This is a genomic window from Curtobacterium sp. BRD11, assembly GCF_031844345.1.
Taxonomy (GTDB): Bacteria; Actinomycetota; Actinomycetes; order Actinomycetales; family Microbacteriaceae; genus Curtobacterium.
Window position 1 is genome coordinate 154,471 of the sequence record NZ_JAUZUZ010000004.1, and the last position, 20,891, is coordinate 175,361.

At 72.6% G+C, this 20,891-nt stretch carries 26 protein-coding genes; 18 read left to right on the plus strand and 8 right to left on the minus strand.

Annotation, left to right across the window (positions count from 1 at the left end):
• The first annotated feature begins 19 nt into the window (after window positions 1-19).
• From Q9R28_RS10730 to sufU, 4 genes are all read left to right on the plus strand, one after another.
• Window positions 20-1,315, plus strand: coding sequence for a chloride channel protein (locus tag Q9R28_RS10730; RefSeq protein ID WP_311206066.1), 1,296 nt, complete (start codon window positions 20-22; stop codon window positions 1,313-1,315).
• 186 nt (window positions 1,316-1,501) lie between these two features.
• The gene (locus tag Q9R28_RS10735) at window positions 1,502-1,714 is read left to right on the plus strand and encodes an antitoxin (RefSeq protein WP_066655469.1); all 213 of its coding nucleotides are present in this window, start codon (window positions 1,502-1,504) and stop codon (window positions 1,712-1,714) included.
• Between the two features lie 98 nt (window positions 1,715-1,812).
• Window positions 1,813-3,108 carry a SufS family cysteine desulfurase gene (locus Q9R28_RS10740; RefSeq protein WP_311206192.1) on the plus strand — a complete coding sequence of 432 codons (1,296 nt, stop codon included), beginning with the start codon at window positions 1,813-1,815 and terminating at the stop codon, window positions 3,106-3,108.
• Window positions 3,105-3,551: a Fe-S cluster assembly sulfur transfer protein SufU gene (gene sufU, locus Q9R28_RS10745; RefSeq protein ID WP_066655467.1), complete on the plus strand. Its 447-nt coding sequence runs from the start codon at window positions 3,105-3,107 to the stop codon at window positions 3,549-3,551. Before Q9R28_RS10740 ends, sufU begins: the two co-directional genes overlap by 4 nt.
• A 10-nt stretch (window positions 3,552-3,561) precedes the next feature.
• Here sufU and Q9R28_RS10750 read toward each other — a convergent pair whose 3' ends face one another.
• Window positions 3,562-4,050 (minus strand): SRPBCC family protein, encoded by a 489-nt coding sequence (locus tag Q9R28_RS10750; RefSeq protein ID WP_311206067.1) that lies wholly within the window; start codon window positions 4,048-4,050, stop codon window positions 3,562-3,564.
• Between the two features lie 113 nt (window positions 4,051-4,163).
• Between Q9R28_RS10750 and Q9R28_RS10755 the strand changes: the two genes are divergently transcribed.
• The 3 genes from Q9R28_RS10755 to Q9R28_RS10765 all read left to right on the plus strand — a co-directional run bounded on the left by Q9R28_RS10755 (window position 4,164) and on the right by Q9R28_RS10765 (window position 6,930).
• Window positions 4,164-5,564: an LLM class flavin-dependent oxidoreductase gene (locus Q9R28_RS10755; protein ID WP_311206068.1), complete on the plus strand. Its 1,401-nt coding sequence runs from the start codon at window positions 4,164-4,166 to the stop codon at window positions 5,562-5,564.
• Between the two features lie 61 nt (window positions 5,565-5,625).
• Entirely contained in the window at window positions 5,626-6,120 is a 495-nt protein-coding gene (locus Q9R28_RS10760; protein WP_311206069.1) for a GNAT family N-acetyltransferase, read from the plus strand.
• An 87-nt stretch (window positions 6,121-6,207) separates the two neighbouring features.
• Window positions 6,208-6,930, plus strand: coding sequence for a VIT1/CCC1 transporter family protein (locus Q9R28_RS10765; protein ID WP_209684975.1), 723 nt, complete (start codon window positions 6,208-6,210; stop codon window positions 6,928-6,930).
• 99 nt (window positions 6,931-7,029) lie between these two features.
• Here Q9R28_RS10765 and Q9R28_RS10770 read toward each other — a convergent pair whose 3' ends face one another.
• Window positions 7,030-7,485 (minus strand): VOC family protein, encoded by a 456-nt coding sequence (locus tag Q9R28_RS10770; protein ID WP_311206070.1) that lies wholly within the window; start codon window positions 7,483-7,485, stop codon window positions 7,030-7,032.
• Between the two features lie 140 nt (window positions 7,486-7,625).
• Between Q9R28_RS10770 and Q9R28_RS10775 the strand changes: the two genes are divergently transcribed.
• The 3 genes from Q9R28_RS10775 to Q9R28_RS10785 all read left to right on the plus strand — a co-directional run bounded on the left by Q9R28_RS10775 (window position 7,626) and on the right by Q9R28_RS10785 (window position 9,051).
• Window positions 7,626-7,772: a hypothetical protein gene (locus Q9R28_RS10775; RefSeq protein ID WP_251159630.1), complete on the plus strand. Its 147-nt coding sequence runs from the start codon at window positions 7,626-7,628 to the stop codon at window positions 7,770-7,772.
• A gap of 134 nt (window positions 7,773-7,906) precedes the next feature.
• Entirely contained in the window at window positions 7,907-8,497 is a 591-nt protein-coding gene (locus tag Q9R28_RS10780) for a VOC family protein (RefSeq protein WP_251159629.1), read from the plus strand.
• A gap of 20 nt (window positions 8,498-8,517) precedes the next feature.
• A complete protein-coding gene (locus tag Q9R28_RS10785; RefSeq protein ID WP_271825056.1) occupies window positions 8,518-9,051 on the plus strand; it encodes a GNAT family N-acetyltransferase in 534 nt (177 codons plus the stop codon).
• 23 nt (window positions 9,052-9,074) lie between these two features.
• Here Q9R28_RS10785 and Q9R28_RS10790 read toward each other — a convergent pair whose 3' ends face one another.
• Genes Q9R28_RS10790 through Q9R28_RS10800 form a run of 3 tightly spaced genes read right to left on the minus strand, consistent with a single transcriptional unit; the run spans window position 9,075 to window position 10,363 of the window.
• On the minus strand, window positions 9,075-9,554 hold the full coding sequence (locus tag Q9R28_RS10790; RefSeq protein WP_271825057.1) for a hypothetical protein: 480 nt from the start codon (window positions 9,552-9,554) through the stop codon (window positions 9,075-9,077).
• A 16-nt stretch (window positions 9,555-9,570) separates the two neighbouring features.
• A complete protein-coding gene (locus Q9R28_RS10795; protein WP_311206071.1) occupies window positions 9,571-10,146 on the minus strand; it encodes a VanZ family protein in 576 nt (191 codons plus the stop codon).
• Between the two features lie 10 nt (window positions 10,147-10,156).
• Window positions 10,157-10,363 (minus strand): hypothetical protein, encoded by a 207-nt coding sequence (locus Q9R28_RS10800; protein ID WP_311206072.1) that lies wholly within the window; start codon window positions 10,361-10,363, stop codon window positions 10,157-10,159.
• Window positions 10,364-10,478: 115 nt separating this feature from the next.
• Between Q9R28_RS10800 and Q9R28_RS10805 the strand changes: the two genes are divergently transcribed.
• Both Q9R28_RS10805 and Q9R28_RS10810 read left to right on the plus strand, forming a co-directional pair.
• The gene (locus Q9R28_RS10805; RefSeq protein ID WP_311206073.1) at window positions 10,479-10,994 is read left to right on the plus strand and encodes a SecDF P1 head subdomain-containing protein; all 516 of its coding nucleotides are present in this window, start codon (window positions 10,479-10,481) and stop codon (window positions 10,992-10,994) included.
• 159 nt (window positions 10,995-11,153) lie between these two features.
• Window positions 11,154-11,729 (plus strand): phosphoglycerate transporter, encoded by a 576-nt coding sequence (locus Q9R28_RS10810; RefSeq protein ID WP_311206074.1) that lies wholly within the window; start codon window positions 11,154-11,156, stop codon window positions 11,727-11,729.
• 97 nt (window positions 11,730-11,826) lie between these two features.
• Here Q9R28_RS10810 and Q9R28_RS10815 read toward each other — a convergent pair whose 3' ends face one another.
• A complete protein-coding gene (locus Q9R28_RS10815) occupies window positions 11,827-12,381 on the minus strand; it encodes a VOC family protein (protein ID WP_209684983.1) in 555 nt (184 codons plus the stop codon).
• A 215-nt stretch (window positions 12,382-12,596) separates the two neighbouring features.
• On the opposite strand from Q9R28_RS10815, the gene Q9R28_RS10820 reads away from it, so the two are divergent.
• The 6 genes from Q9R28_RS10820 to Q9R28_RS10845 all read left to right on the plus strand — a co-directional run bounded on the left by Q9R28_RS10820 (window position 12,597) and on the right by Q9R28_RS10845 (window position 19,822).
• Window positions 12,597-14,159 (plus strand): NCS1 family nucleobase:cation symporter-1, encoded by a 1,563-nt coding sequence (locus Q9R28_RS10820; protein WP_311206075.1) that lies wholly within the window; start codon window positions 12,597-12,599, stop codon window positions 14,157-14,159.
• A 120-nt stretch (window positions 14,160-14,279) separates the two neighbouring features.
• The gene (locus tag Q9R28_RS10825) at window positions 14,280-15,056 is read left to right on the plus strand and encodes an aspartate/glutamate racemase family protein (RefSeq protein WP_209684985.1); all 777 of its coding nucleotides are present in this window, start codon (window positions 14,280-14,282) and stop codon (window positions 15,054-15,056) included.
• Window positions 15,053-16,459 (plus strand): allantoinase AllB, encoded by a 1,407-nt coding sequence (allB, locus tag Q9R28_RS10830; protein ID WP_311206076.1) that lies wholly within the window; start codon window positions 15,053-15,055, stop codon window positions 16,457-16,459. Before Q9R28_RS10825 ends, allB begins: the two co-directional genes overlap by 4 nt.
• A complete protein-coding gene (locus Q9R28_RS10835) occupies window positions 16,456-17,697 on the plus strand; it encodes an alanine--glyoxylate aminotransferase family protein (protein ID WP_311206077.1) in 1,242 nt (413 codons plus the stop codon). The genes allB and Q9R28_RS10835 overlap by 4 nt, the downstream gene beginning before the upstream one ends.
• Window positions 17,694-18,995: an allantoate amidohydrolase gene (locus Q9R28_RS10840; protein WP_209684987.1), complete on the plus strand. Its 1,302-nt coding sequence runs from the start codon at window positions 17,694-17,696 to the stop codon at window positions 18,993-18,995. The genes Q9R28_RS10835 and Q9R28_RS10840 overlap by 4 nt, the downstream gene beginning before the upstream one ends.
• Complete coding sequence (locus Q9R28_RS10845; protein WP_066655435.1) at window positions 18,992-19,822, plus strand: MurR/RpiR family transcriptional regulator; 831 nt, start codon at window positions 18,992-18,994, stop codon at window positions 19,820-19,822. The genes Q9R28_RS10840 and Q9R28_RS10845 overlap by 4 nt, the downstream gene beginning before the upstream one ends.
• Here the strand turns inward: Q9R28_RS10845 and Q9R28_RS10850 are convergent.
• Both Q9R28_RS10850 and Q9R28_RS10855 read right to left on the minus strand, forming a co-directional pair.
• A complete protein-coding gene (locus tag Q9R28_RS10850) occupies window positions 19,789-20,283 on the minus strand; it encodes an SRPBCC family protein (protein WP_311206078.1) in 495 nt (164 codons plus the stop codon). The genes Q9R28_RS10845 and Q9R28_RS10850 overlap by 34 nt on opposite strands.
• A complete protein-coding gene (locus tag Q9R28_RS10855; RefSeq protein ID WP_311206079.1) occupies window positions 20,280-20,852 on the minus strand; it encodes a GNAT family protein in 573 nt (190 codons plus the stop codon). The genes Q9R28_RS10850 and Q9R28_RS10855 overlap by 4 nt, the downstream gene beginning before the upstream one ends.
• Window positions 20,853-20,891 lie beyond the last annotated feature (39 nt).

Here is a 20,891-nt window from a genome sequence, read left to right on the forward strand (position 1 = left end):
CGCCGCTAGGCTTCCGGTCATGCCGCAGACCGGGAACGCGACACGCACGACCACGCCGGTCTGGGCCCTCAAGCTCGCCGTGATCACCGGGCTCGTCGGCATCGCCGGCGGCGTCGCGGGCATCTCGGTGTGGCTCGCCCTGCAGGCCATCCAGTTCGTCGCCTTCGGGTACCCGTTCGGCGGGCACCGCGAAGCGGCCGATGCGCCCTCCGGGCTCAACCGCTTCCTCGCGCTCGCCGCGGCCGGCGTGCTCACGGGCGTCGCGTGGTGGGCGCTCCGGCGGTGGGCGAAGCCCGTGGTGTCGGTGACCGGCGCGGTCGACGGCAAGCGGATGCCGGCGCTCGCCACGGTCGCGAACGCCGCGGTGCAGATCCTGGCCGTCGGGCTCGGCGCCTCCATCGGCAAGGAGGTCGCGCCCCGCGAGATCGGTGCCTGGCTGTCCCAGCTCGTCACCGCTCGTGCCGGCCTGACGGGGCGCGAGACGCGCATCCTCGTCGCCTGCGGTGCTGCTGCCGGCCTGGCGGCGGTGTACGACGTGCCGCTCGGAGGCGCGCTCTTCGCGGTCGAGGTGCTGCTCGGTGAACTCACGTTCGCGACCGCACTGCCGGCCTTCGCGACGAGCGCGATCGCCGCGTTCACCGCACGGCTCGTGATCCCGGACGAGGTGCTCTACGACGTGCCCGCGATGCACCTGTCGCCGTCGCTGCTGGTCTGGGCGGTCGTCGTCGGGCCGCTGCTCGGGTTCGCGGGAGTCGGCTTCGTGAAGCTCACGAACCGGCTGCAGGCCACGGCGCCGAAGGGGTGGCACCTGCTCGTCGTGCTGCCCGTCGTCTTCGCGATGGTCGGGCTCATCGCCGTGCCGTTCCCGGAGATCCTCGGCAACGGGCGCGCGCTCGGCCTCGTCGCGATGAACGCCACGACCGAGGCGCCGACGTTCGCCGGGCTGTCGCCGATCGTGTTCCTGCTCCTCCTCGGCATCATCCGAACGATCACGACCTCGGCGACCATCGGAGCCGGTGCGGTCGGTGGCACGCTGACGCCCTCGATCGCCGTCGGCTCCGCGGTGGGCGCCGCGCTCGGCGGCCTGTGGGTGCTGCTCTGGCCCGCTGAGGGCTCGAGCCTGGCGGCGTTCGCGTTCGTCGGAGCGGCGGCCTTGCTGGCGACCACGATGCGGGCGCCGTTCACCGCGCTCGTGCTCGTCGTCGAGTTCACGCAGGAGGGCACGGACATCCTCATCCCGTCGCTCCTGGCGATCACGGGCTCGGTCGCGGTCTCCTACCTGCTCGCGCGGCGACGCAGCGCGCAGATGGTCTGAGTCGTCCGTCCGGACCGGGTCGGGCCGGCCGCGACACCGGGCCGGCCGCGACACCGGGCCGGCCGCGACCCGGACAGGCGCCGGAGCCGCGACACCGGGCCGGCACACCCGGACAGGCGCCGGGGCCGCGCCTACCATCGGCGGCAGGTCGGGGCGACGGGCCCCGCACGAGGTGAGGAGCCGTCCATGGCGGGGTTCGACGACATCACGAAGAAGGCACAGGAGCTCCTGAAGGACGGCAAGGTCCAGGACGCCCTGAAGAGCGAGAAGGCCGAGGACGTCAGCGACAAGGTCCTGGGCGGTGTGGCCGACGCGGTGAAGAAGGCCACGGGCGGCAAGTACGACGACAAGATCGACGCCGCACGTGAGCAGGCCGACAAGCGCATCGGCAACGAGTAGCGGCCGGCCTGCCTGCGTCCCGCCGCCGTTCCGGCTCCTTGTCCGCTGCAGGCGATTGGACGCACGGGGCGGGACCGACCACGATTGACCGCGTGACCGTGCTCGCCCCGAACCAGCCGCTGACCGAGTCCGAGGTCGCCGCGATCAAGCGGGACTTCCCGATCCTCCAGCAGGAGGTGAACGGGCAGTCGCTCGCGTACCTCGACTCCGGCGCGACGGCCGAGCGGCCGCGGCAGGTGCTCGACGCCGAGCGACGGTTCCTGGAGCACGACAACGCGGCCGTCCACCGCGGTGCGCACACGCTCGCGGCCCTGAGCACCGACGCCTACGAGGACGCACGGGCCACGGTCGCCGGCTTCGTCGGGGCGTCGTCGCCGTCCGAGGTCGTCTGGACGGCGAACGCCACCGACGCGCTGAACCTCGTGGCGTACGGCATCGCCAACGCCAGCCGCGGACGCGGGGGAGCGGCGGCGGAGCGCTTCAGCATCGGTCCCGGCGACGAGGTCCTGGTCACCGAGGCCGAGCACCACGCCAACCTCGTGCCGTGGCAGGAGCTCGCCGCGCTCACCGGTGCGACCCTGCGCTGGGTCCCGGTGGCCGACGACGGCACCTGGACCGCCGAGGACGCGGTCTCCCGGATCACCGAGCACACGAGGATCGTGGCGTTCGCGCACGTCTCGAACGTCACCGGCATGGTTGCGCCCGTCGCCGCGGTGGTGGCAGCGGCCCGCGCGCACGGCGCCCTCGTCGTCCTCGACGCGTGCCAGTCCGCGCCGCACCGGCCCCTCGACGTGCAGGAGCTCGGCGTCGACTTCGCCGCGTTCTCCGGGCACAAGATGCTCGGGCCGAACGGCATCGGCGTCCTGTGGGGTCGCGGGGAACTCCTCGACGCCCTGCCGCCGTTCCGCACCGGTGGGTCGATGATCACGACCGTGACGATGGAGTCGTCGGAGTACATGCCGGCGCCCGAGCGCTTCGAGGCCGGGACGCAGCCGGTGTCCCAGGCCGTCGCACTCGCCGAGGCGGTCCGCTACCTGCAGGGCATCGGCATGGAACGCGTCCGCGCCCACGAGGAGCACCTCGCCCGCCGGATGCTCGACGGTCTGGCGGCGGTGCCGGGCATCCGGGTCGTCGGCCCGCCCGCCGGGGTGCCGCGCTCCGGACTCGTGTCCTTCGACGTCGACGGGGTGCACGCCCACGACGTCTCGCAGTACCTCGACGCGCAGGGCATCGCGGTCCGGTCCGGGCACCACTGTGCCCAGCCGCTGCACCGTCGGCTCGGACTCGTCGCGACCAGCCGGGCGAGCACCTACGTGTACACGACCGAGCAGGACGTCGATCGCTTCCTGACCGCCGTCGGCGAGGTCCGCGGGTACTTCGGAGCGGCCTCGTGAACGGCCTCGACTCCCTCTACCAGCAGGTCATCCTCGACCACGCGAAGGCGCGGCACGGCGACGGCGTGCTCGACGGCGCCGACGCGTCGCACTTCGAACGGAACCCCACCTGCGGCGACGAGATCACCGTCAGCGTGCGGCTCGAGCCCGGGTCGGACCGCATCGCGGCCATCGGCTGGCAGGGCGACGGGTGCTCGATCTCGATGGCCTCGGCGTCGGTGCTGACCGACATGGCCGTCGGCCGGACCGTCCCGGAGCTGCTCGAGCTCACCGAGTCCTTCCGCACGATGATGCGGTCGCGCGGGGCCGGGGAGCCCGACGAGGACGTCCTCGAGGACCTCGTCGCCTTCCACGGCGTCTCGAAGTTCGTCATGCGGGTGAAGTGCGGGATGCTCGCCTGGGTGGCTGCCGAGGCTGCCGTCCGCGAGGCCACCGCGGTCTGAACCGGTCCGGTCAGCTCCCAGGAGCGGCACCGACGTGTGCGAGCACGACCGGGTCGCTGCACCCCCGGGCGAACCCGGCGATCCGTCGGTCGATGTCGCGTTGCAGGACGAACGCGCCGATGCGCTCGGCCAGCGGTGCGAGCCAGGCGGGTCGGCACGTGAAGTTGTAGCGCCACACCGCCAGCGTGCGGCCCGGCTCGCCCGCCACCGGCGTGAAGCGCCACCCACCGCCCATCTTCTCGAAGAACCACGAGCCCTTCGTCATCTTCATGCCGACGTTCGAGGGCGGGTTGTACGAGACGTACTCGCTCTCCATCCGCAGGCCCGAGCGCTGCACCGTGGAGGTCCGGACGCCCTTCGCCGGCGCGTCGGCGCCGATGAGGTGCTGTCGACGAATGAAGGGGTCCCAGCGCTTCCGGACCGGTCCCTGCACCTGCGACACGGCGAAGGCGACCGCGACGGGGACGGGGACGACGCGGCGGGACTCGACGACGGGCACGCCGCCATGCTGCCACGCGAGATCGACTCAGGTCCGCGGCGCCGTGCGTCGGGCGGGCGTCACACGGCGTCACCTCACGTGACGCGTCGGGCTGCTGGACGTAGCTTCGCCGCGTGACCTCGACGAACGAGACCCGGCAGATCCGCTTCAACGCGTTCGACATGAACTGCGTCGCGCACCAGTCCTCGGGGCTGTGGCGCCACCCCCGCGACCGTTCGCGGCACTACAACGACCTGTCGTACTGGACGGACCTGGCGCAGCTGCTCGAGCGCGGGCGCTTCGACGGCATCTTCATCGCCGACGTCCTCGGCACCTACGACGTGTACGGCGGGACGAACGAGGCCGCGCTCCGCACCGGTTCGCAGGTGCCGGTGAACGACCCGATCCTGCTCGTCTCCGCGATGGCCGCCGTCACGGAGCACCTGGGCTTCGGCATCACCGCGGGCACCGCCTACGAGCACCCGTACCCGTTCGCCCGGCGCATCTCGACGCTCGACCACCTGACGAAGGGCCGCATCGGCTGGAACGTCGTCACCGGGTACCTGCCGAGCGCCGCGCGCAACATGGGGCAGACCGACCAGCTCTCCCACGACGACCGCTACGACGTCGCCGACGAGTACCTCGAGGTGCTCTACAAGCTGTGGGAGGGCTCGTGGGAGGACGACGCCGTCGTCGAGGACCGCGAGACCGGTGTCTTCACCGACCCGTCGAAGGTGCACCCGATCGAGCACCACGGCACGCACTTCGACGTGCCCGGCATCCACCTGTCCGAGCCCTCGGTCCAGCGGAGCCCCGTGGTCTACCAGGCGGGCGCCTCGCCCCGCGGCATCCGCTTCGCCGCCGAGAACGCCGAGGCGGTCTTCGTCGGCGCGCCGACCATCCCGCAGCTCGCCGCGACCGTCGGCAGGATCCGTGACGCCCTGGAGGCCGCTGGTCGCGACCGCTACGCCGCCCGCGTCTACACGCTGCTCACCGTCATCACCGACGAGACCGACGAGGCAGCCCAGGCCAAGTACCGCGACTACCGGTCGTACGCGTCGGCCGAGGGCGCGCTCGTGCTCAATTCCGGCTGGATGGGCGTCGACCTGTCGCAGTACGACCTGGACGAGCCGCTCGGCAACATCGAGTCGAACGCGATCCAGTCGGCGGCGGCGAACCTGTCCGCGGCGACGGGGGAGGACGGGTCGAACTGGACGGTCCGGGACATCGCGGAGCACACGGCGATCGGCGGCCTCGGTCCGGTCGCCGTCGGTTCCGGGGCGACGATCGCCCAGCAGCTGATCGACATCCAGGAGCAGACCGACGTGGACGGGTTCAACCTGGCGTACGCGGTGACCCCCGGCACGTGGGAGGACGTCATCGAGTTCGTCGTGCCCGAGCTCCGCGCGCGCGGTGCCTACCCGGACGAGTACGTCGAGGGGTCGCTCCGTCACAAGCTGCACGGCCGCGGCGACCGGCTGCCGGAGGAGCACCGCGGCGCCCGGTACCGGGTCGGCTCGCGGGCGACCGTCTGACCGATCGCGCGGCGGGCTCCGACCTGACCGCCGGTCGGGGCGTGCGACGTATGGTGGTCGGGTGATCGGGTCGTCCTTCGTCGTGCGCACCGCGGACGACGAAGCGACCGCGGCCGCCTGCATCGCGCTCTGGGTCGCCGCCGTCGCGGACCGGGACGGGGCGCCGGCCTCCGACGCCGTGCGCGCACGTGCGCACGAGAAGTTCGCCGCGGAGCGGGTGGCCCTGGTGGTCGCCGACGACGGCAGCGCCCCGCTCGGGTTCGCCCTCGTCACCGCACCCGGCACCGGCGGCGCGCCGAGCGACGGCGCGTACCTCAGCCTCCTCGCGGTCGCGCCGGCGGCACAGGGGCACGGACTCGGCCGTCGACTGCTCACCGCCGCGGTGGACGCCGCCGCAGCCGCCGGGCACGACCGGTGCGAGCTGCACGCGCTGGACGACAACGCACCCGCCCTCGCGCTCTACACGAGCGCGGGCTTCCGACCGGTCGGTGACCCGTTCCCGCACGCGCTGAACGGCCGTCCGACCCGGGTCTGGCACGCGGCCTCCGTTCGGTGAGGTTAGGCTCACCTCACCACGAAAGCCCTGATCAGGCTTGCCTCACCTTGCTGGCGCGAACCGCTCCGGAGTGGTTCGATGGCCGTCATGTCGACCGCTTCGGACCTCTCGCTCCCCACCTCCGAGCACGACGACGCCACCAGCGCCGCGCGGCTCAACTGGCTCCGGGCCGGGCTGCTCGGCGCGAACGACGGCATCGTGTCCGTCGCGGCCGTGCTCGTCGGGGTCGCCGGAGCCGGCGCGGGCACGGGGCCGATCGTCGCCGCCGGCACCGCGGCGCTCGTCGGCGGGGCGATCTCGATGGCCCTCGGCGAGTACATCTCCGTGAGCGGTGCCCGCGACGCGCAGCGCACCGGGCAGGCCGCCGAGCAGGCGAAGCTCGAGGCCGACGCCGAGGACGCCCCGGCGCTCGCGGCGCACTACCGGTCGCTCGGGGTCGAGGGGGACGTCGCGGATGCCGTCGCGCGGGAGCTGACGCGGCCCGAGGTCCGTCGTCGCCGCGCCGAAGCGGCCCTGCACGACGCCGAGGACGAGATCGTCAGCCCCTGGCGTGCCGCCTGGGTGTCGGCGGCGACCTTCACGGTCGGCGCACTGCTGCCGTTCCTCGCGATGCTGCTCGCGCCGGAAGCCCTCCGCGTGCCGGTCACCGTGACCGCCTCGCTCGTCGCGCTCGCCCTGACCGGCACGACCGGTGCGGTGCTCGGCGGTGCTCGTCGGGGTCGCGCGGCGCTGCGGGTGGTCGTCGGCGGGGCGCTCGCGCTCGCGGCGACCTACGTGGCCGGGGCGCTGCTCGGGACGCACGCGCTCTGACCGGACGGGGACGGTCGCGTCTGCGATCGCGATCAGCGACCACTCGCGTCAGGGCGATGCGCTCCCGGGACCGACCCGAGGCCGTCCCCGCTCGTGGCGTCAGGGAAGCTGCGGTGGGGCGATCAGTTCGAGGAAGCCCCCGAGCGCACCCTCGAGGTAGATGATCCGTGTGCCGGTCCGGACGCGACTGGTCATCTCGTGGGGTTCCCCGACGGGCCGCCAGCCGTGTGCTGCGCAGAGGTCGAGCACGCGGTCGAGGTCCGACACGGTCAGCGCGATGTGGACCGTGCCGGTGTGCGCGGGGGAGTCGGATGCTCGACCCGAGCGGGGAGGGTCGTACTGCAGCAGTTCGATCCGTTGGTCCCCGAGCGTGACCGTGCCTGCACGGATGGTGGATCCCTGGACACCGGTGGTCGCAGTCGTGGTCCGTGTGTCGAGCGTGAAGGTCCGTTCGAGCGCGAAGCCGAGACCGGAGCACCACAGCACCAGCGCGTCGTCGAGGTCGTCCACGGTGAGCCCGGCGTGCGCGACGTCCGAGACGAGTGGTGCTGTCATCCGATCAGTATCGCGCTCCACCGGACAGCTCGGCCCACGGGCACGGTCGTCGCGATCACGCCGAGCGAGCTACCGGAGCCGAGGGGCGCGGAACGACGACGTTCGTCGCACCGGGAGTACGTGGTCGAGGAGAGGGCGGGATGCTCCTCGCTGCCGTGGTCGAGGACCTCGGACCGCCCGGCCTGGAGCGCACGCTCCCGTCGACCCGAGACGCGCACGGTCTCTCCGCGCAGTTCGGCTTCGCACCGTCGGCTGACCCGTCCGAGCTCATGGTGCGCGTCTGGTGATCGATGGTCCAGGGCCACGGGTGTGGGGTGGACGCATGCAGATCGGAGAAGCCCTGTTGCCCACACGGTCCGCGTCGGTCGTTGCCGGGTTCTTCGACCGACTCGGGTGTGAGGTCGAGCGGGACGGTCCGAGCGTGACCGTGGCCATCGGCCTGAGCCGGCTGCGCTTCGTGGAGAGCGACTTCGAGGGCGCTCACCACCTCGCGTTCACCATCCCGACCGGGTCGTTCGACCTGGCCCGCCGGTGGCTCGGACAGCGCGTGCTGCTCCTGTCGGTCGACGATCGAACGGAGTTCGGAGGACCCCCGTCGTGGGACTCGCGGTCGATGTACTTCGACGGCCCTGATGACCAGGTACTGGAACTCATCGAACGTCGAGCCCTGCCTCCCCGAGAGGTGGAGTCCTTCGCCGCTGCCGATCTCGTGTGCGTGAGCGAGATCGGCGTGGCAGTCCCGGACGTCCTCGCCGCGGTCGCGACCCTGCGAGCAGCAGACCTCCAGCCCTACGGGAACGAGCCCACCAGCGAGTTCGCTGCCGTCGGAGACGTCGACGGTCTCCTCATCCTGGTCACCCCCGGCCGCGCGTGGTTCCCGACCAGCACGCGTCACGTCGCGGACACCGCCGTCACGGTGCGCACCTCCGTGCAGCAGGAGGTGACGCTCGGTGCTGGGAAACGCCTCCGGCCCGTGACTGCTGGTCTCGGCGGACGTCCGGTGACCGACTGAACAGCTGGAAGGATGCGAGCATGCCGTGGCCGCGCGCCGTCCCGCTCAGCGCAGACCGTCTCTGCCTCGAACCCCTGACCGTCGAACACGCCGACGTGATGGTGGACGTGCTCGCGCCGGTGGAGCTGTACCACTTCACCGGCGGCGGACCGCCGAGCCTGGAGGAACTCCGTGCGCGCTACACCCGTCAGGTCCGGGGTCGGTCCCAGGACGGCACCGCAGGGTGGCTGAACTGGATCATCCGCCCCCGCCAGGGCCGCGCGCCGATCGGGTTCGTGCAGGCGACCCTGCACCGGACCGCCCAGGTCACGACGGCGGACCTCGCCTGGCTCGTCACGCCGAGCGCGCAAGGGCACGGGTTCGCGACCGAATCCGCGGAGCGCGCAGCGACGTGGCTGCGCTCGGTCGACGTGCGGGAGCTCAGGGCGCGGATCCACCCGGAGCACGGAGCCTCAGCACGTGTCGCCCTGCGGATCGGGATGCACCCGACGAGCACCCGTTGCGACGGCGAGGTCCTCTGGCGGGAGCGACCACCAGCAAGCGATGAGTGCTGACGCGGGACTCGGTACCCGATCGGCTACTCGGACAGCAACGACCGGCGGCGTTCCGCTTCGTCGAGTCGCCAGCGGCCGATGGCAGCCGCGATCCCTGCGGGGACCGAGACGGCCAGTGGGTACTGCCAAGTGAGGTGGTCGTCCTCGAAGGCCAGCAGGAGCACCTGCATGCCGATCGCGGCGAGTGTTCCGCCGAGGACGGCATGTGCGCTCACACGGACGGCACGGCTCCGAGTGCGTCGGAGCGCGCGGCCGAGGAGCTGGGTGAACGGCAGCGCCACGGCAGCGCCGACGGCGGCGATCACGGCGAAGACGACGACGAAGACGACGACGAACAGGAGGGCGCTGGCGGCTCCGTCGAGCGAGACACCGCCCCGGATGGCGATGACGATGCAGGTGATGACCGAACCGGTCGGAGCGACAGCTCCAGCGAGCCAGATGTAGCTCGTCAGGACGAGCTTGTAGGTCGTCGCCCAGGTCCACGGTTCCACAGCAGCAACCATGCCGCATCGTACGGTCTCAGGCGACGTGTTCTTCCCTCGGTGCCGGGTGCCAGCGGAAGACGTCGAGGAGACGGGACAGGCCCGGCGTCCGTGACGCCAGGACGAAGACCGCGTAGCCGAGGACCCCACCGACGGTGTTCCAGATGAAGTCGTCGACGTCGGCGACGTGGCCACCGGAGAAGAGCCGCTGCGCAGCAAGCTGCAGCAGTTCGATCGCCAGGCTCACCGCCGCGGCGGCGAGGAGGACCTTCCACCAGGACGGGCGGCGCATCAGGAGCGGGATCAGGACGCCCAGCGGGGCGAACACGACCACGTTGGTCACCGCGTCCGCAGCTTCGTAGTCGGAGAACGGGATCAGCGCCAGCGCTGGCGTCCACGGCTCAGCGTCGGGGAGCGGATCGAGGAACACGGGGAAGACGGTGTTCGCGAGGATGCCCGCGGCGTAGACAGCGATCACCCCAGCGACGGTCGCGCGCTGCCAGGTGAACCGTCCGGACCGGAGCAGGAACACCAGGTGCACGACGAAGACGATGATGCCGAAGACGGATGCAACGGGCAGGGCGGGGACTTCGCCGTACGGGTTGTCTGACATCAGCACGACACTACGTGTCGTCGCTCCGTCGTCGCCACTCTCCGCCGGCGTAGGCAAGCATGAACAGCCCGAACATGGTGAGCGGTGAGATGGCCAGGAAGACCAGCATCGAGTCGACGAGGAACAACAGCAGCGCGGCGACGCCGAGAAGGACGACACCGCCGAGGACCATCGTCCACAGCGGGAGACGTCTGCTCAGCCGCTGGCGGTCACCCATGGGCCTGACGCTACCCGTCGCCGCGTCCGCGACCGCGCGCTCGTGCAGCCGTTCGTCGTGTCAACCGGCGGGCGGGGGACTGTCGTGAGTTCCCGTCGAGTCCTACCCTGGTGCGATGCAGGGTTCACGGGTCACCCGCCTCGCGGCCGCCGCTGGCCTGGTCGCGGTCCTCACCGGTTGCGCGGCCCAGGCGCCGCCTGCTGACGGTCCGGCGATGAAGTCGCTGCAGCTCCGAGCCGTCGTGTCGGAGGTCGAGGAGGCGTGCACTGCGCCTCCGGTCACCACTGACGTCGCAGCGTCGGCGTGTGACCAGGACGGCGCGACCACCTACCGGTTGGCGAAGTCGCTCGGGTCGATCACGCCGACCTCCGCGCACCGCTCCGACGGTGAGGGTGCGGGCGGCTCGATCGTGTTGCAGTTCGACAGGACCGACAGCGATGTCCTGGCCTCGGCCACCCGCGAGACGATCGACGAGCGCATGGCGATCCTCCTCGACGGCAGGGTGCTCTCGGCACCCCAGGTCATGGAACCCCTCACCGGCGGTGAGGTCACCCTCGCGTTCGGGTCGTCCGCCGAAGCTCGCGAGGTCGACGACCGCCTCCGCGCGACGACGTCCGAGGACTCCCGGTAGCCGGTCCCTCCCGGAACCGCCCGGTGAGAGGATCGGGCATGCCCACCGCCACTGCGCTGCTCGTCATCGACCTCCGACCAGGTGCAGTTCCGTCCCGGTCAGTGAGTGGAGGCGCACCGGGTCGACGTCGGGAGTGACCGCTCCTCGTACACTCGCCGGATGGACCAGGACACCGTCCTCGAGCACATCGCCGAGCGATCGCGGGTCGTGGGGCACCCGCTGGTCGTCGGCATCTCCGGCTTCTGCGGCTCCGGCAAGTCGACGCTCGCACGCAGCCTCGTCGCAGCACTGCCCGATGCCGTGCGGCTCCGCGGCGACGACTTCCTGGACCCCGCTCGATCGCACCGCCGTTCCTCTGACTGGGACGGAGTGGAGCGCGACCGCCTGGTCTCGACGGTACTGGAACCGTTCCGAGGAGGACGGCCCGGGCACTTCCAGCGGTACGACTGGGCATGGCGGGCCCTCGGTCCCGAGGAACCGCTCCCGCAGGCGAGGATCCTCGTCCTGGACCTCATCGGACTCTTCCACCCCGAGGCGTTGCCCGCGCTCGACGCGACCGTCTGGTGCGACGTCGACCTCGACACCGCAGCTCGCCGCGGTACGGCCCGTGACCGGGCACTCGGCCGCAGTCACGACGCGCTCTGGCGCGACGTCTGGATCCCGAACGACCGGGACTTCGCGCAGCGCTTCGCGCCGCGCGACGCTGCCGACCTGCTCGTCGAGCCGTCCTGCTGACCCGTCCGCCTCTCGACGTGGACGCGACCCGGCGCCCGCAGTGACCGGCGGGGCGGCCGCGAGCCGTGCCTCCAGGCCGGTCACGAGCCGGATGCGGTCAGGCCCGGTCCAGCTGCCGGAGCTGGGCGACGTCCGGCCACGGCGCCCACTTCGCCCGCGGCGCGTGCAGCAGGTACGGCTGCGGCGTCGGGTAGGTGACCAACTCGAGCGTCGACCCCCACGGGGTGCGCGTGTAGACGAACCGGTTGCCCTCCCCGGCCTCCTCGCCACGCAGCGGCCGCGGGTCCGAGTTGCGGACGGCACCGGCGGACTCCGCGCGGGCGAGGGCTGCGTCGAGGTCGTCGACGTACAGCGCCAGGTGCTGCCACCCGAGGTCCGACGGGTGCGCGGCGGCGCGCTGGTCGGGTCCGCGGTACTCGAAGAGCTCGAGTCCGGGTCCCTCGGGCAGCGCGAGCATGCGGATCGCGCCCTGCGCCATCGACGACGGGATGCCGAGGTAGCGGTGGGCCTCCGGTGTGCCGTTCGGCTCGTCGGTGGTCCGGCGCACGTCGTACAGCACGACGGCGTCGAAGGCGTTCGCGAAGAACGCCGTGGCGGCCTCCACGTCCGGCACGGTGACGCCGACGTGGTCGATCCGGATGCCCGTGGTCATCCCTCGATGATGGAGCCGGTCGGGCGGCCTGGACGGGCTTGGGGCAGGACCTGCGGCGTTCCCTGCGGCATCCCGCAGCCGCCGCCCGGAACGAGCGTTCCAGCGGGCTGTCCGTGTCACACGACCGTTACACGAGGGAAACGGGCGACGCGAAGTGCCTTCGTAGCGTCGTCCTCGAGCGGGGACCCCCGCCGCACACTCCCACGGAGGACGCCTTGGTCACAGAGATCGCGACCCCGGTCGCCGCGCCCCACGCCCCCCGGACGACGTCGTCGGCAGCCGCCGGCGCCGGCATCGTCAAGCCCGGGTACGACCCGGCGCTCACCAACGAGGACCTCGCCCCGCTGCGCGAGCAGCGCTGGACGAGCTACAACATCTTCGCCTTCTGGATGTCCGACGTGCACTCGGTCGGCGGGTACGTCACCGCCGGGTCGCTCTTCGCGCTCGGCATCGCGAGCTGGCAGGTGCTCGTCGCCCTCGTCGTCGGCATCCTCATCGTGCAGGTGTTCGCCAACCTCGTCGCGAAGCCGTCCCAGCGGACCGGGGTGCCGTACCCGGTCATCAACCGCGCGGTGTTCGGCGTCATCGGGGCGAACGTCCCCGCCGTCATCCGCGGCCTGATCGCGACGGCCTGGTACGGCGTGCAGACCTTCCTCGCCGCGCAGTCGCTCAACATCGTGTTCCTGAAGTTCGTCCCGGGTTCAGCGTCGCTGCTCGACCACTCGTTCCTCGGGCTCTCCGCGCTGGGGTGGATCTCGTACGGCATCCTCTGGGTCGCGCAGGCCGCGCTGTTCTCGATGGGCATGGAGGCGATCCGCCGCTTCATCGACTTCGCCGGTCCGGCCGTCTACGTCGTGATGATCGCGCTCGCCGTCTACCTCGTCGCCCGGGCCGGCATCGGCAACATCTCGCTGACGCTGCACACGGGCGCGCCGATGTCGTTCGGTGCCTCGATCCCGGTCATGCTCTCGGCCGTGGCGATCGTCGTCAGCTACTTCTCCGGTCCGATGCTGAACTTCGGTGACTTCTCGCGCTACGGTCGCTCGTTCCGAGCCGTCAAGCGCGGCAACCTCTGGGGCCTGCCGATCAACTTCCTGTTCTTCTCGGTGCTCACCGTGCTCTGCGCGAGCGCGACGGTCCCGGTGTTCGGCAAGCTCATCACCGACCCGATCGAGACGGTCCAGGCGATCGACGCACCGTTCGCGATCCTGCTCGGCGGCCTGACGTTCGTCACCGCGACGGTCGGCATCAACATCGTCGCGAACTTCATCAGCCCCGCGTTCGACTTCTCGAACGTCGCCCCGCGGAGGATCAGCTGGCGGACGGGCGGCATGATCGCCGCGGTCGGCTCCGTGCTGCTGACGCCGTGGAACTGGTACGGCAACGACCAGGCGATCCTCTACACGCTCGGCATCCTCGGCGCGCTGATCGGCCCGCTGTTCGGGATCCTGATCGCCGGCTACTACCTGGTCGCGAAGCAGCGGGTGGCGGTCGACGACATGTACACGAAGGAGCCCACCGCCCGGTACTGGTACCGCGCGGGCTGGAACCCGAACGCGATGTGGACCCTGCTGCTCGCCGGCGCGGTGTCGGTCGCCAGCGCGGTGCTGCCGCCCGCGACGGGTGTCCTGCCGTGGTTGAGCAACTACAGCTGGTTCATCGGCTGCGGGCTCGGGCTGGTCGTCTTCTGGGCGCTCGAGCGTCGGTCGCCGCGGATGCCGGTGCTGGCATCGGAGGACCCGACGGTCGACGACGGCGCGGCGGCAGGACGCGACTGACCGTCCGCCACACCCCTGCACCGACCCCGGCCGGGAGGCGCGACACGCCTCCCGGCCGGACCGTCGCCGCCCGGGTCCACCACCTCCTCCTCGTCCCCACCCCCGCCTGAGAGGCCCCGCTTGCGCATCCGCGTCGTCAACCCCAACACCACCCCGTCGATGACGGCCTCGATCGGCCGCGCCGCGGCCGCGGTCGCCGGACCCGGCACCGTCGTCGAGGCGGTGACGCCCACCACCGGACCCGCCTCGATCGAGAGTCACTACGAGGAGGCCCTGGCGGTCCCCGGGCTCCTGGAGCAGATCGCGCTCGGCGAGCAGGAGGGTGTCGACGCGTACGTCGTCGCGTGCTTCGGCGACCCGGGTCTCGACGCCGCGCGCGAGCTGGCCGCCGGGCCGGTGCTCGGGATCGCCGAGGCCGGCTTCCACGCCGCTGCGATGCTGGGGCGCCGGTTCGGGGTCGTCACGACGCTGGCGCGCACGACCGGACGGGCGTGGGAGCTCGCGGAGCGCTACGGGTTCGCGTCCCGGGTGACCGAGGTCCGTGCGTGCGAGGTGCCGGTGCTGCAGCTCGACGATCCGACGTCGGGCGCCCGGGAGCTCGTCGTCGAGGAGTGCCGCGCCGTGCTCGCCGGCGGCGCCGATGCGGTGGTGCTCGGCTGCGCGGGCATGGCGGCGTTCTGTGCCGAGGTCTCGCACGAGATCGGTGCGCCGGTGGTCGACGGGGTGGCTGCGGCGACGGTGCTCGCGGAGTCGCTCGTCCGGCTCGGGCTGCGCACGGGCAAGACCGGCGAGTACGCGCCTCCGCCACCGAAGCCGGTGACCGGGCTCCTGTCCGGGTTCACGCTGCAGAGGTCCGACGTCTCCGCGCCGATCGTGCTCGCGGGGGCCTCGGCATGAGCGCCGCGGTGGGCGCCGACCTGGTGCTCCGCGCTCGGCGGGCGTGGGTCGACGGCGTCCTCCGCCCGGCCGCGGTGGTGGTCCGCGACGGCGTGGTCGACGCGGTCCTGCCGTTCGGTGCCGCGGTCGCGGCCTCGCTCGACCGCACCGTGCCCGACGAGCACGTGCTCCTGCCCGGGCTCGTCGACACGCACGTGCACGTCAACGAACCCGGTCGCACCGAATGGGAGGGCTTCGCCTCGGCCACGCGGGCGGCGGCCCTCGGCGGCGTGACCACGATCATCGACATGCCGCTCAACTCGATCCCGGCAACCGTGGACGTCGACGCCCTCGCGGTGAAGCGGGCGAGCGCCGCGGGCCGGGTCGCGGTGGACGTCGGGTTCTGGGGCGGCGCGGTCCCCGCGAACGCCGGAGCACGCGGTCCGCTGCACGACGCCGGGGTCTTCGGCTTCAAGTGCTTCACCGCGCCGAGCGGTGTGGACGAGTTCCCGCACCTCGACCCGGTACAGCTCCGAGCGGCGATCGAGGAGGTCGCCGAGCTCGACGCCCTGCTCATCGTGCACGCCGAGGACCCGGACCACCTCGTGCCGCACGAGACGCTCGGCGGACGGTACGCCGACTTCCTCGCCACCCGTCCGGGCCGCGCCGAGCAGTCCGCGGTCGCGCGGGTCCTCGACGGCGCGCGGTCGACGGGTGCCCGCGTGCACGTGCTGCACCTGTCCGACGCCGGGGTCCTCCCGATGATCCGCGCCGCGAAGGCCGACGGGGTCCGGGTGACCGTCGAGACGTGTCCGCACTACCTGGCGTTCGAGGCCGGGTCGATCCCGGACGGCGCGACCGAGTTCAAGTGCTGCCCGCCGATCCGCGACGACGCGAACCGCGACGCGCTCTGGGCGGGGCTGCTCGACGGCACGATCGACTGCGTCGTGTCGGACCACTCGCCGTCCACAGCCGACCTGAAGACCGACGACTGGGGGTCGGCGTGGGGCGGCATCGCCGGACTCCAGGTGGGCTTCCGGGCGGTCTGGACCGAGGCCGTGCGCCGGGGGCTCCCGCTCGAGGCCGTCCTGCCCTGGTTCACGACCGGCCCCGCGGCGATCGTCGGCTTCCACGACCGCGGTCGGATCGCGCCGGGTGCGGTCGCGCACCTCGCCGTCCTCGACCCGGCGGCCGAGGGCGTCGTCGAGGTGTCGGCCCTGGCCCACCGCAACCCGGTGTCCGCGTACGCCGGCCTGCACACGCTCGGGGTCGTCACCGAGACCTGGCTCCGCGGGCGGCTCGTGGCGACGGCCGGCCACGGGGTCACCGCCGTCGAGGGGGTCCTGCTCGACCGCCCCGCGGCGCCGCAACACGCACGAAACGGACGTTTCGCTACGCTCGTTCCCGGAACGGAGGCATCATGACGCAGCCAGTCAACCCACCCGCCCGACTCCTGATGGGACCGGGGCCGATCGACGCCGACCCCCGCGTGCTCCGCGCGCTGTCGACCCCGCTCGTCGGGCAGTACGACCCGTGGATGACGACGACGATGACCGCGACGCAGGAGCTCTACCGCCAGGTCTTCGGGACACGGAACGACGCCACCGTGCTCGTCGACGGCACGTCCCGCGCGGGCATCGAAGCGGCCCTGGTGTCACTGCTCGCCCCGGGGGACCGGGTGCTCGTGCCGGTCTTCGGACGCTTCGGGCACCTGCTCGCCGAGATCGCGACCCGTGCCGGCGCCGAGGTGCACACCATCGAGACCGAGTGGGGGCAGGTCTTCCCGCCGTCCGTGATCGAGGACGCGGTGCGCCGGGTCCGACCGAAGGTCCTGGCGATCGTGCAGGGCGACACCTCGACGACGATGAACCAGCCGCTCGACGAGCTCGGGGCGATCTGTGACCGGCACGGCGCCCTCCTCTACACCGACGCGACGGCGAGCATCGGCGGCAACCCGCTCGAGACCGACGCTTGGGGCATCGACGTCGTGAGCGCCGGCCTGCAGAAGTGCCTGGGCGGCCCCTCCGGCAGTGCACCGATCACCCTGTCGCCGCGTGCCGTGGCCGTGCTCGACGGTCGCCGCAGCATCGAGGCCGGCATCCGCGAGGCCGACGACGTCGTGTCCGACGACCCGATCCGTTCGAACTACCTCGACCTCGCGATGATCCTCGACTACTGGGGTCCGCGGCGCCTCAACCACCACACCGAGGCCGCGTCGATGCTCTACGCCGCGAACGAGTGCGCCCGCATCCTGCTCGAGGAGGGGCGGGACGCCGTGGTCGAGCGCCACGCGATCGCCGGTCGGGCGATGCTCGTCGGGGTCGAGGCGCTCGGACTGCAGGTGTTCGGTGACGTCGCGCACAAGATGCACAACGTGGTCGCCGTCGAGATCCCGGACGGCGTCGTGGGTGACGAGGTCCGCGGCGCGATGCTCGAGGACCACGGCATCGAGATCGGGACCTCGTTCGGGCCGCTGCACGGACGGGTCTGGCGCATCGGCACGATGGGCTACAACGCCCGCAAGGACACCGTCGTGCGCACGCTGGCCGCCCTCGAACACTGCCTGCGCCGGGCCGGGCACGCCGTCCCGCATGGCGCCGGGGTCGACGCCGCGCTCGACGTCCACGCCGGCCGCGTCGCGCCGGTCGGGGCAGCCCTGTGACGACGACGACCGGACCCGCGACGGCCGAGGTCCCCGCGGCGCCGACCGCGAGCGCCCGGGCGATCGCCGATGCCGCGACGATCGTCCGGTGGTGCGACGCGCTCGCCGGGATCTCGCAGGACGACGGACGCACCACCCGCGTCTACCTGTCGCCGGAGCACGCCCGGGTGAACGCCGTGGTCGCGGAGTGGATGCGCGACGCCGGACTCCGCACCTGGCAGGACGCCGCGGGCAACCTGCACGGCATCGTCGACGGTGCGACGCCGGACGCACCCGTGCTGCTGCTCGGCTCACACCTCGACACCGTGGTGGACGCCGGCCGGTACGACGGAGTGGTCGGCGTGCTCATGGCGATCCGCACGGTGGCGCGGCTCACGGCCTCCGGCCCGCTGCCCTTCGCGCTGCAGGTGATCGCGTTCTCCGACGAGGAAGGGACGCGCTTCGGCAAGGCACTGTTGGGCTCGTCGGCCGTGGCGGGGGTCTGGGACGACGCGTGGTGGGACCTCGAGGACGGCGACGGTGTCACGCTCCGCCGGGCCTTCACCGACTTCGGGCTCGATCCGGAACGCGTCGGCGAGGCGGCACTGCCCCCGGAGCGGCTCGTCGGCTACCTCGAGGCGCACATCGAGCAGGGCCCCCACCTCGAGCAGGCGGGGCAGGCGCTCGGTGTCGTCACGAGCATCGCGAGCGCCCGGCGGTTCACCGTCGAGGCCGTCGGCGAGGCACGGCACGCCGGCGGCACCCCGTACGAGCGGCGTCACGACGCGCTGCTCGCCGCGGCCGAGGCGGCGCTCGCCGTCGAGCGGATCTGTCGCGCCGAGCAGCACGTCGGCACCGTCGGCACGATGTCCGTCGAGCCCGGGGCGGTCAACGTCGTCCCCGGCCTGGCCCGGTTCAGCGTCGACCTGCGGGGGGAGTTCGACGAGGGACGTGACCGCGTCTGGGAGTCGATCACGGCGGTCTTCGACGAGATCGGAGCCCGTCGTGGCGTGACCGTGTCGCCGACCGAGGTGCACCGTGCCCCGGCGGTGTTCTGTGCCCCGGTGTTGATGGACGCCGTCCGTGCGGGGATCGCCGCGACCGGGGAGGCCACACCAGCGGAGCTCTTCTCGCGCGCCGGGCACGACGCGATGTCCCTCGGGCTGGTCACCGACGTCGCGATGCTGTTCCTGCGCAACCCCGACGGCATCAGCCACCACCCGGACGAGTTCGTCTCCGAGGACGACGTCGCGCTCGGCCTCGACGCGCTGGCCGTCGCCGTCGAGCGCATCGCCGACGACCGTGCGGAGACCCGGTGAGCGCCGCGCCCGACGTCCGTGCCCGGGTGGACGCGGTCTGGGACCGCCTGTCGCCCGCGGAACGCCGGGTCGCCGCGATGGTCCGGCACGATCCGGAGCTGCTGCTCGTCGGCACCTCCGCCGAGCTCGCGGCCGAGTCGGGCACGTCGAAGGCCACCGTCTCGCGGCTCGTCCGGTCCCTGGGGTTCCAGGACGCCGCCGAGGTCCGCCAGGAGCTCATGTCCGCGCGGGGGAGCGGCCTGCCGTGGGCCGCCGAGGACGCCGCGCACGTCGACCAGCGGGCCGTCGAGGCACGCAACCTCGACGCCGCGTTCGCCTCGCTCGCCCGGGCCGACCGCGTCCGGCTCGCCCGCCGGATCGTCCGTGCCCGGCGGGTGCTCGTCTTCGGGGAACGCGGCGCGCACCCCGTCGCCATGCAGCTCCGGTCGCAGCTGGCCCAGGTGCGACCGGACGTCCGGATCGGTCCGGCACCGGGGCAGCGCCTGGGCGAGGAGGTCGCCGACCTCGACCGCCGCGACCTCGTCGTGCTCGTCACGGTCAGGCGGCACGCGGCGGGTGCCGAACGGCTCGTGCGGCACTGTGTCGCGACCGGCGCCGACGTGGTCGTGCTCGGCGACCCGACCGCAGCCGTGATCGCGGCGCCCGCGGCGACCGCGGTGCTCTGCCCGGTGGACTCGCCGTCGGCGTTCGATTCGATGGCGGCGCTCTTCGCGGTCGTCGCAGCGATCGCGAACGACGTGTACGAGGCCTCCGGGCCGGCAGGGCGTGCCCGGGTCGACGCCGTGGCGGCGGCCTACGACGCACTCGGGGAGCTCGCCCCCCGCTGACCGTCCCCGTCCCGCTCGAGCTCGTCGCGCAGCGATGCGCCGCGCGCGGCGATCAACCGCGGCAGGTAGCGGGCGAGCGCTACCCGCTCGGCCAGCCAGCCGAGCGGGCCGAGGGGCGCCCGGAAGACGACCTCGTCGACCATCCGCGTCCCGTCGGCCGACGGCTCGAACCGGTGCTCGTGCCGGAACCGGGCGAACGGACCACGCACCTGCTCGTCGACGAAGCGACCCGGAGCCTCCAGGGCGGTGATCCTGCTCGTCATCGACCAGACGATCCCGAAGTGCCGCGCACGCCACGTGACGCTCTCGCCGAGCCCGATGGTGCCGGACGTCGTCCCGGCCACGGCGCGTTCGTCGGTGTCGGCCATCGAGCGTTCGTGCGCGCCGATGTCGAGCGACAGCGCGAAGACGCGCTCCACCGGAGCGGCGATCTCGGTGACCACCCGGAAGGCGACGGTCACGCGTCCGGCCAGACCTGCGGCACCGTGCGGTCGTCGTCGCGCAGTACCGCGGCGAGCAGCTGGTCGTGGCGGGCGCCCCGGTGCACGACGGCCGATCGGGACCGACCCTCGAAGCGCATGCCGATCCGCCGGGCCGTCGCGGACGACGCGGCGTTCGTCCCGAGTGCGCGCCACTGCACCCGCACCAGGCCGAGCCCGTCCGGCGGTGCGGCGAACGCCCACGCCAGCACACGATCGGCGGCCTCGGCCATCAGGCTCTGCCCGCGGCCGTCGGGGTGCAGCGCCCAGCCGATCTCGCCGGCGCCGTCCACGAAGCCGAAGACGCCGACGGTACCGAGCAGCCGGGGGTCCTCCGCACGGCGGATCCCGAAGTCGTACCGGGTGTCGTCACGCCACCCGACCTCGACCAGGTCGAGCCACTGACGGGCCTCGGCGTGCCCGTACGGCACGGGGACCGGGGTGAACGCGATGACGTCCGGGTCGTTCGCGTACGCGATGACGGCCTCCGCATCGGCGGGACCCGGCGCGGAGAGCACGAGCCGGTCGGTCCGGAGCGTCACGGGGAGCACACCGCGAGCCTAGCGACGGCGCGACCACGCGGTAGCGTC

Excerpts from the sequence above, each read along its gene's own strand:
- Q9R28_RS10835 (WP_311206077.1), top strand. The coding sequence starts at position 16,456 with ATGACGCAGCCAGTCAACCCACCCGCCCGACTCCTGATGGGACCGGGG.
- Q9R28_RS10800 (WP_311206072.1), bottom strand. The coding sequence starts at position 10,363 with ATGGGTGACCGCCAGCGGCTGAGCAGACGTCTCCCGCTGTGGACGATG.
- Q9R28_RS10775 (WP_251159630.1), top strand. The coding sequence starts at position 7,626 with ATGCTCCTCGCTGCCGTGGTCGAGGACCTCGGACCGCCCGGCCTGGAG.
- Q9R28_RS10805 (WP_311206073.1), top strand. The coding sequence starts at position 10,479 with ATGCAGGGTTCACGGGTCACCCGCCTCGCGGCCGCCGCTGGCCTGGTC.
- Q9R28_RS10765 (WP_209684975.1), top strand. The coding sequence starts at position 6,208 with ATGTCGACCGCTTCGGACCTCTCGCTCCCCACCTCCGAGCACGACGAC.
- Q9R28_RS10785 (WP_271825056.1), top strand. The coding sequence starts at position 8,518 with ATGCCGTGGCCGCGCGCCGTCCCGCTCAGCGCAGACCGTCTCTGCCTC.
- Q9R28_RS10795 (WP_311206071.1), bottom strand. The coding sequence starts at position 10,146 with ATGTCAGACAACCCGTACGGCGAAGTCCCCGCCCTGCCCGTTGCATCC.
- Q9R28_RS10815 (WP_209684983.1), bottom strand. The coding sequence starts at position 12,381 with ATGACCACGGGCATCCGGATCGACCACGTCGGCGTCACCGTGCCGGAC.
- Q9R28_RS10735 (WP_066655469.1), top strand. The coding sequence starts at position 1,502 with ATGGCGGGGTTCGACGACATCACGAAGAAGGCACAGGAGCTCCTGAAG.
- Q9R28_RS10810 (WP_311206074.1), top strand. The coding sequence starts at position 11,154 with ATGGACCAGGACACCGTCCTCGAGCACATCGCCGAGCGATCGCGGGTC.
- Q9R28_RS10770 (WP_311206070.1), bottom strand. The coding sequence starts at position 7,485 with ATGACAGCACCACTCGTCTCGGACGTCGCGCACGCCGGGCTCACCGTG.
- allB (WP_311206076.1), top strand. The coding sequence starts at position 15,053 with ATGAGCGCCGCGGTGGGCGCCGACCTGGTGCTCCGCGCTCGGCGGGCG.
- Q9R28_RS10790 (WP_271825057.1), bottom strand. The coding sequence starts at position 9,554 with ATGGTTGCTGCTGTGGAACCGTGGACCTGGGCGACGACCTACAAGCTC.
- Q9R28_RS10730 (WP_311206066.1), top strand. The coding sequence starts at position 20 with ATGCCGCAGACCGGGAACGCGACACGCACGACCACGCCGGTCTGGGCC.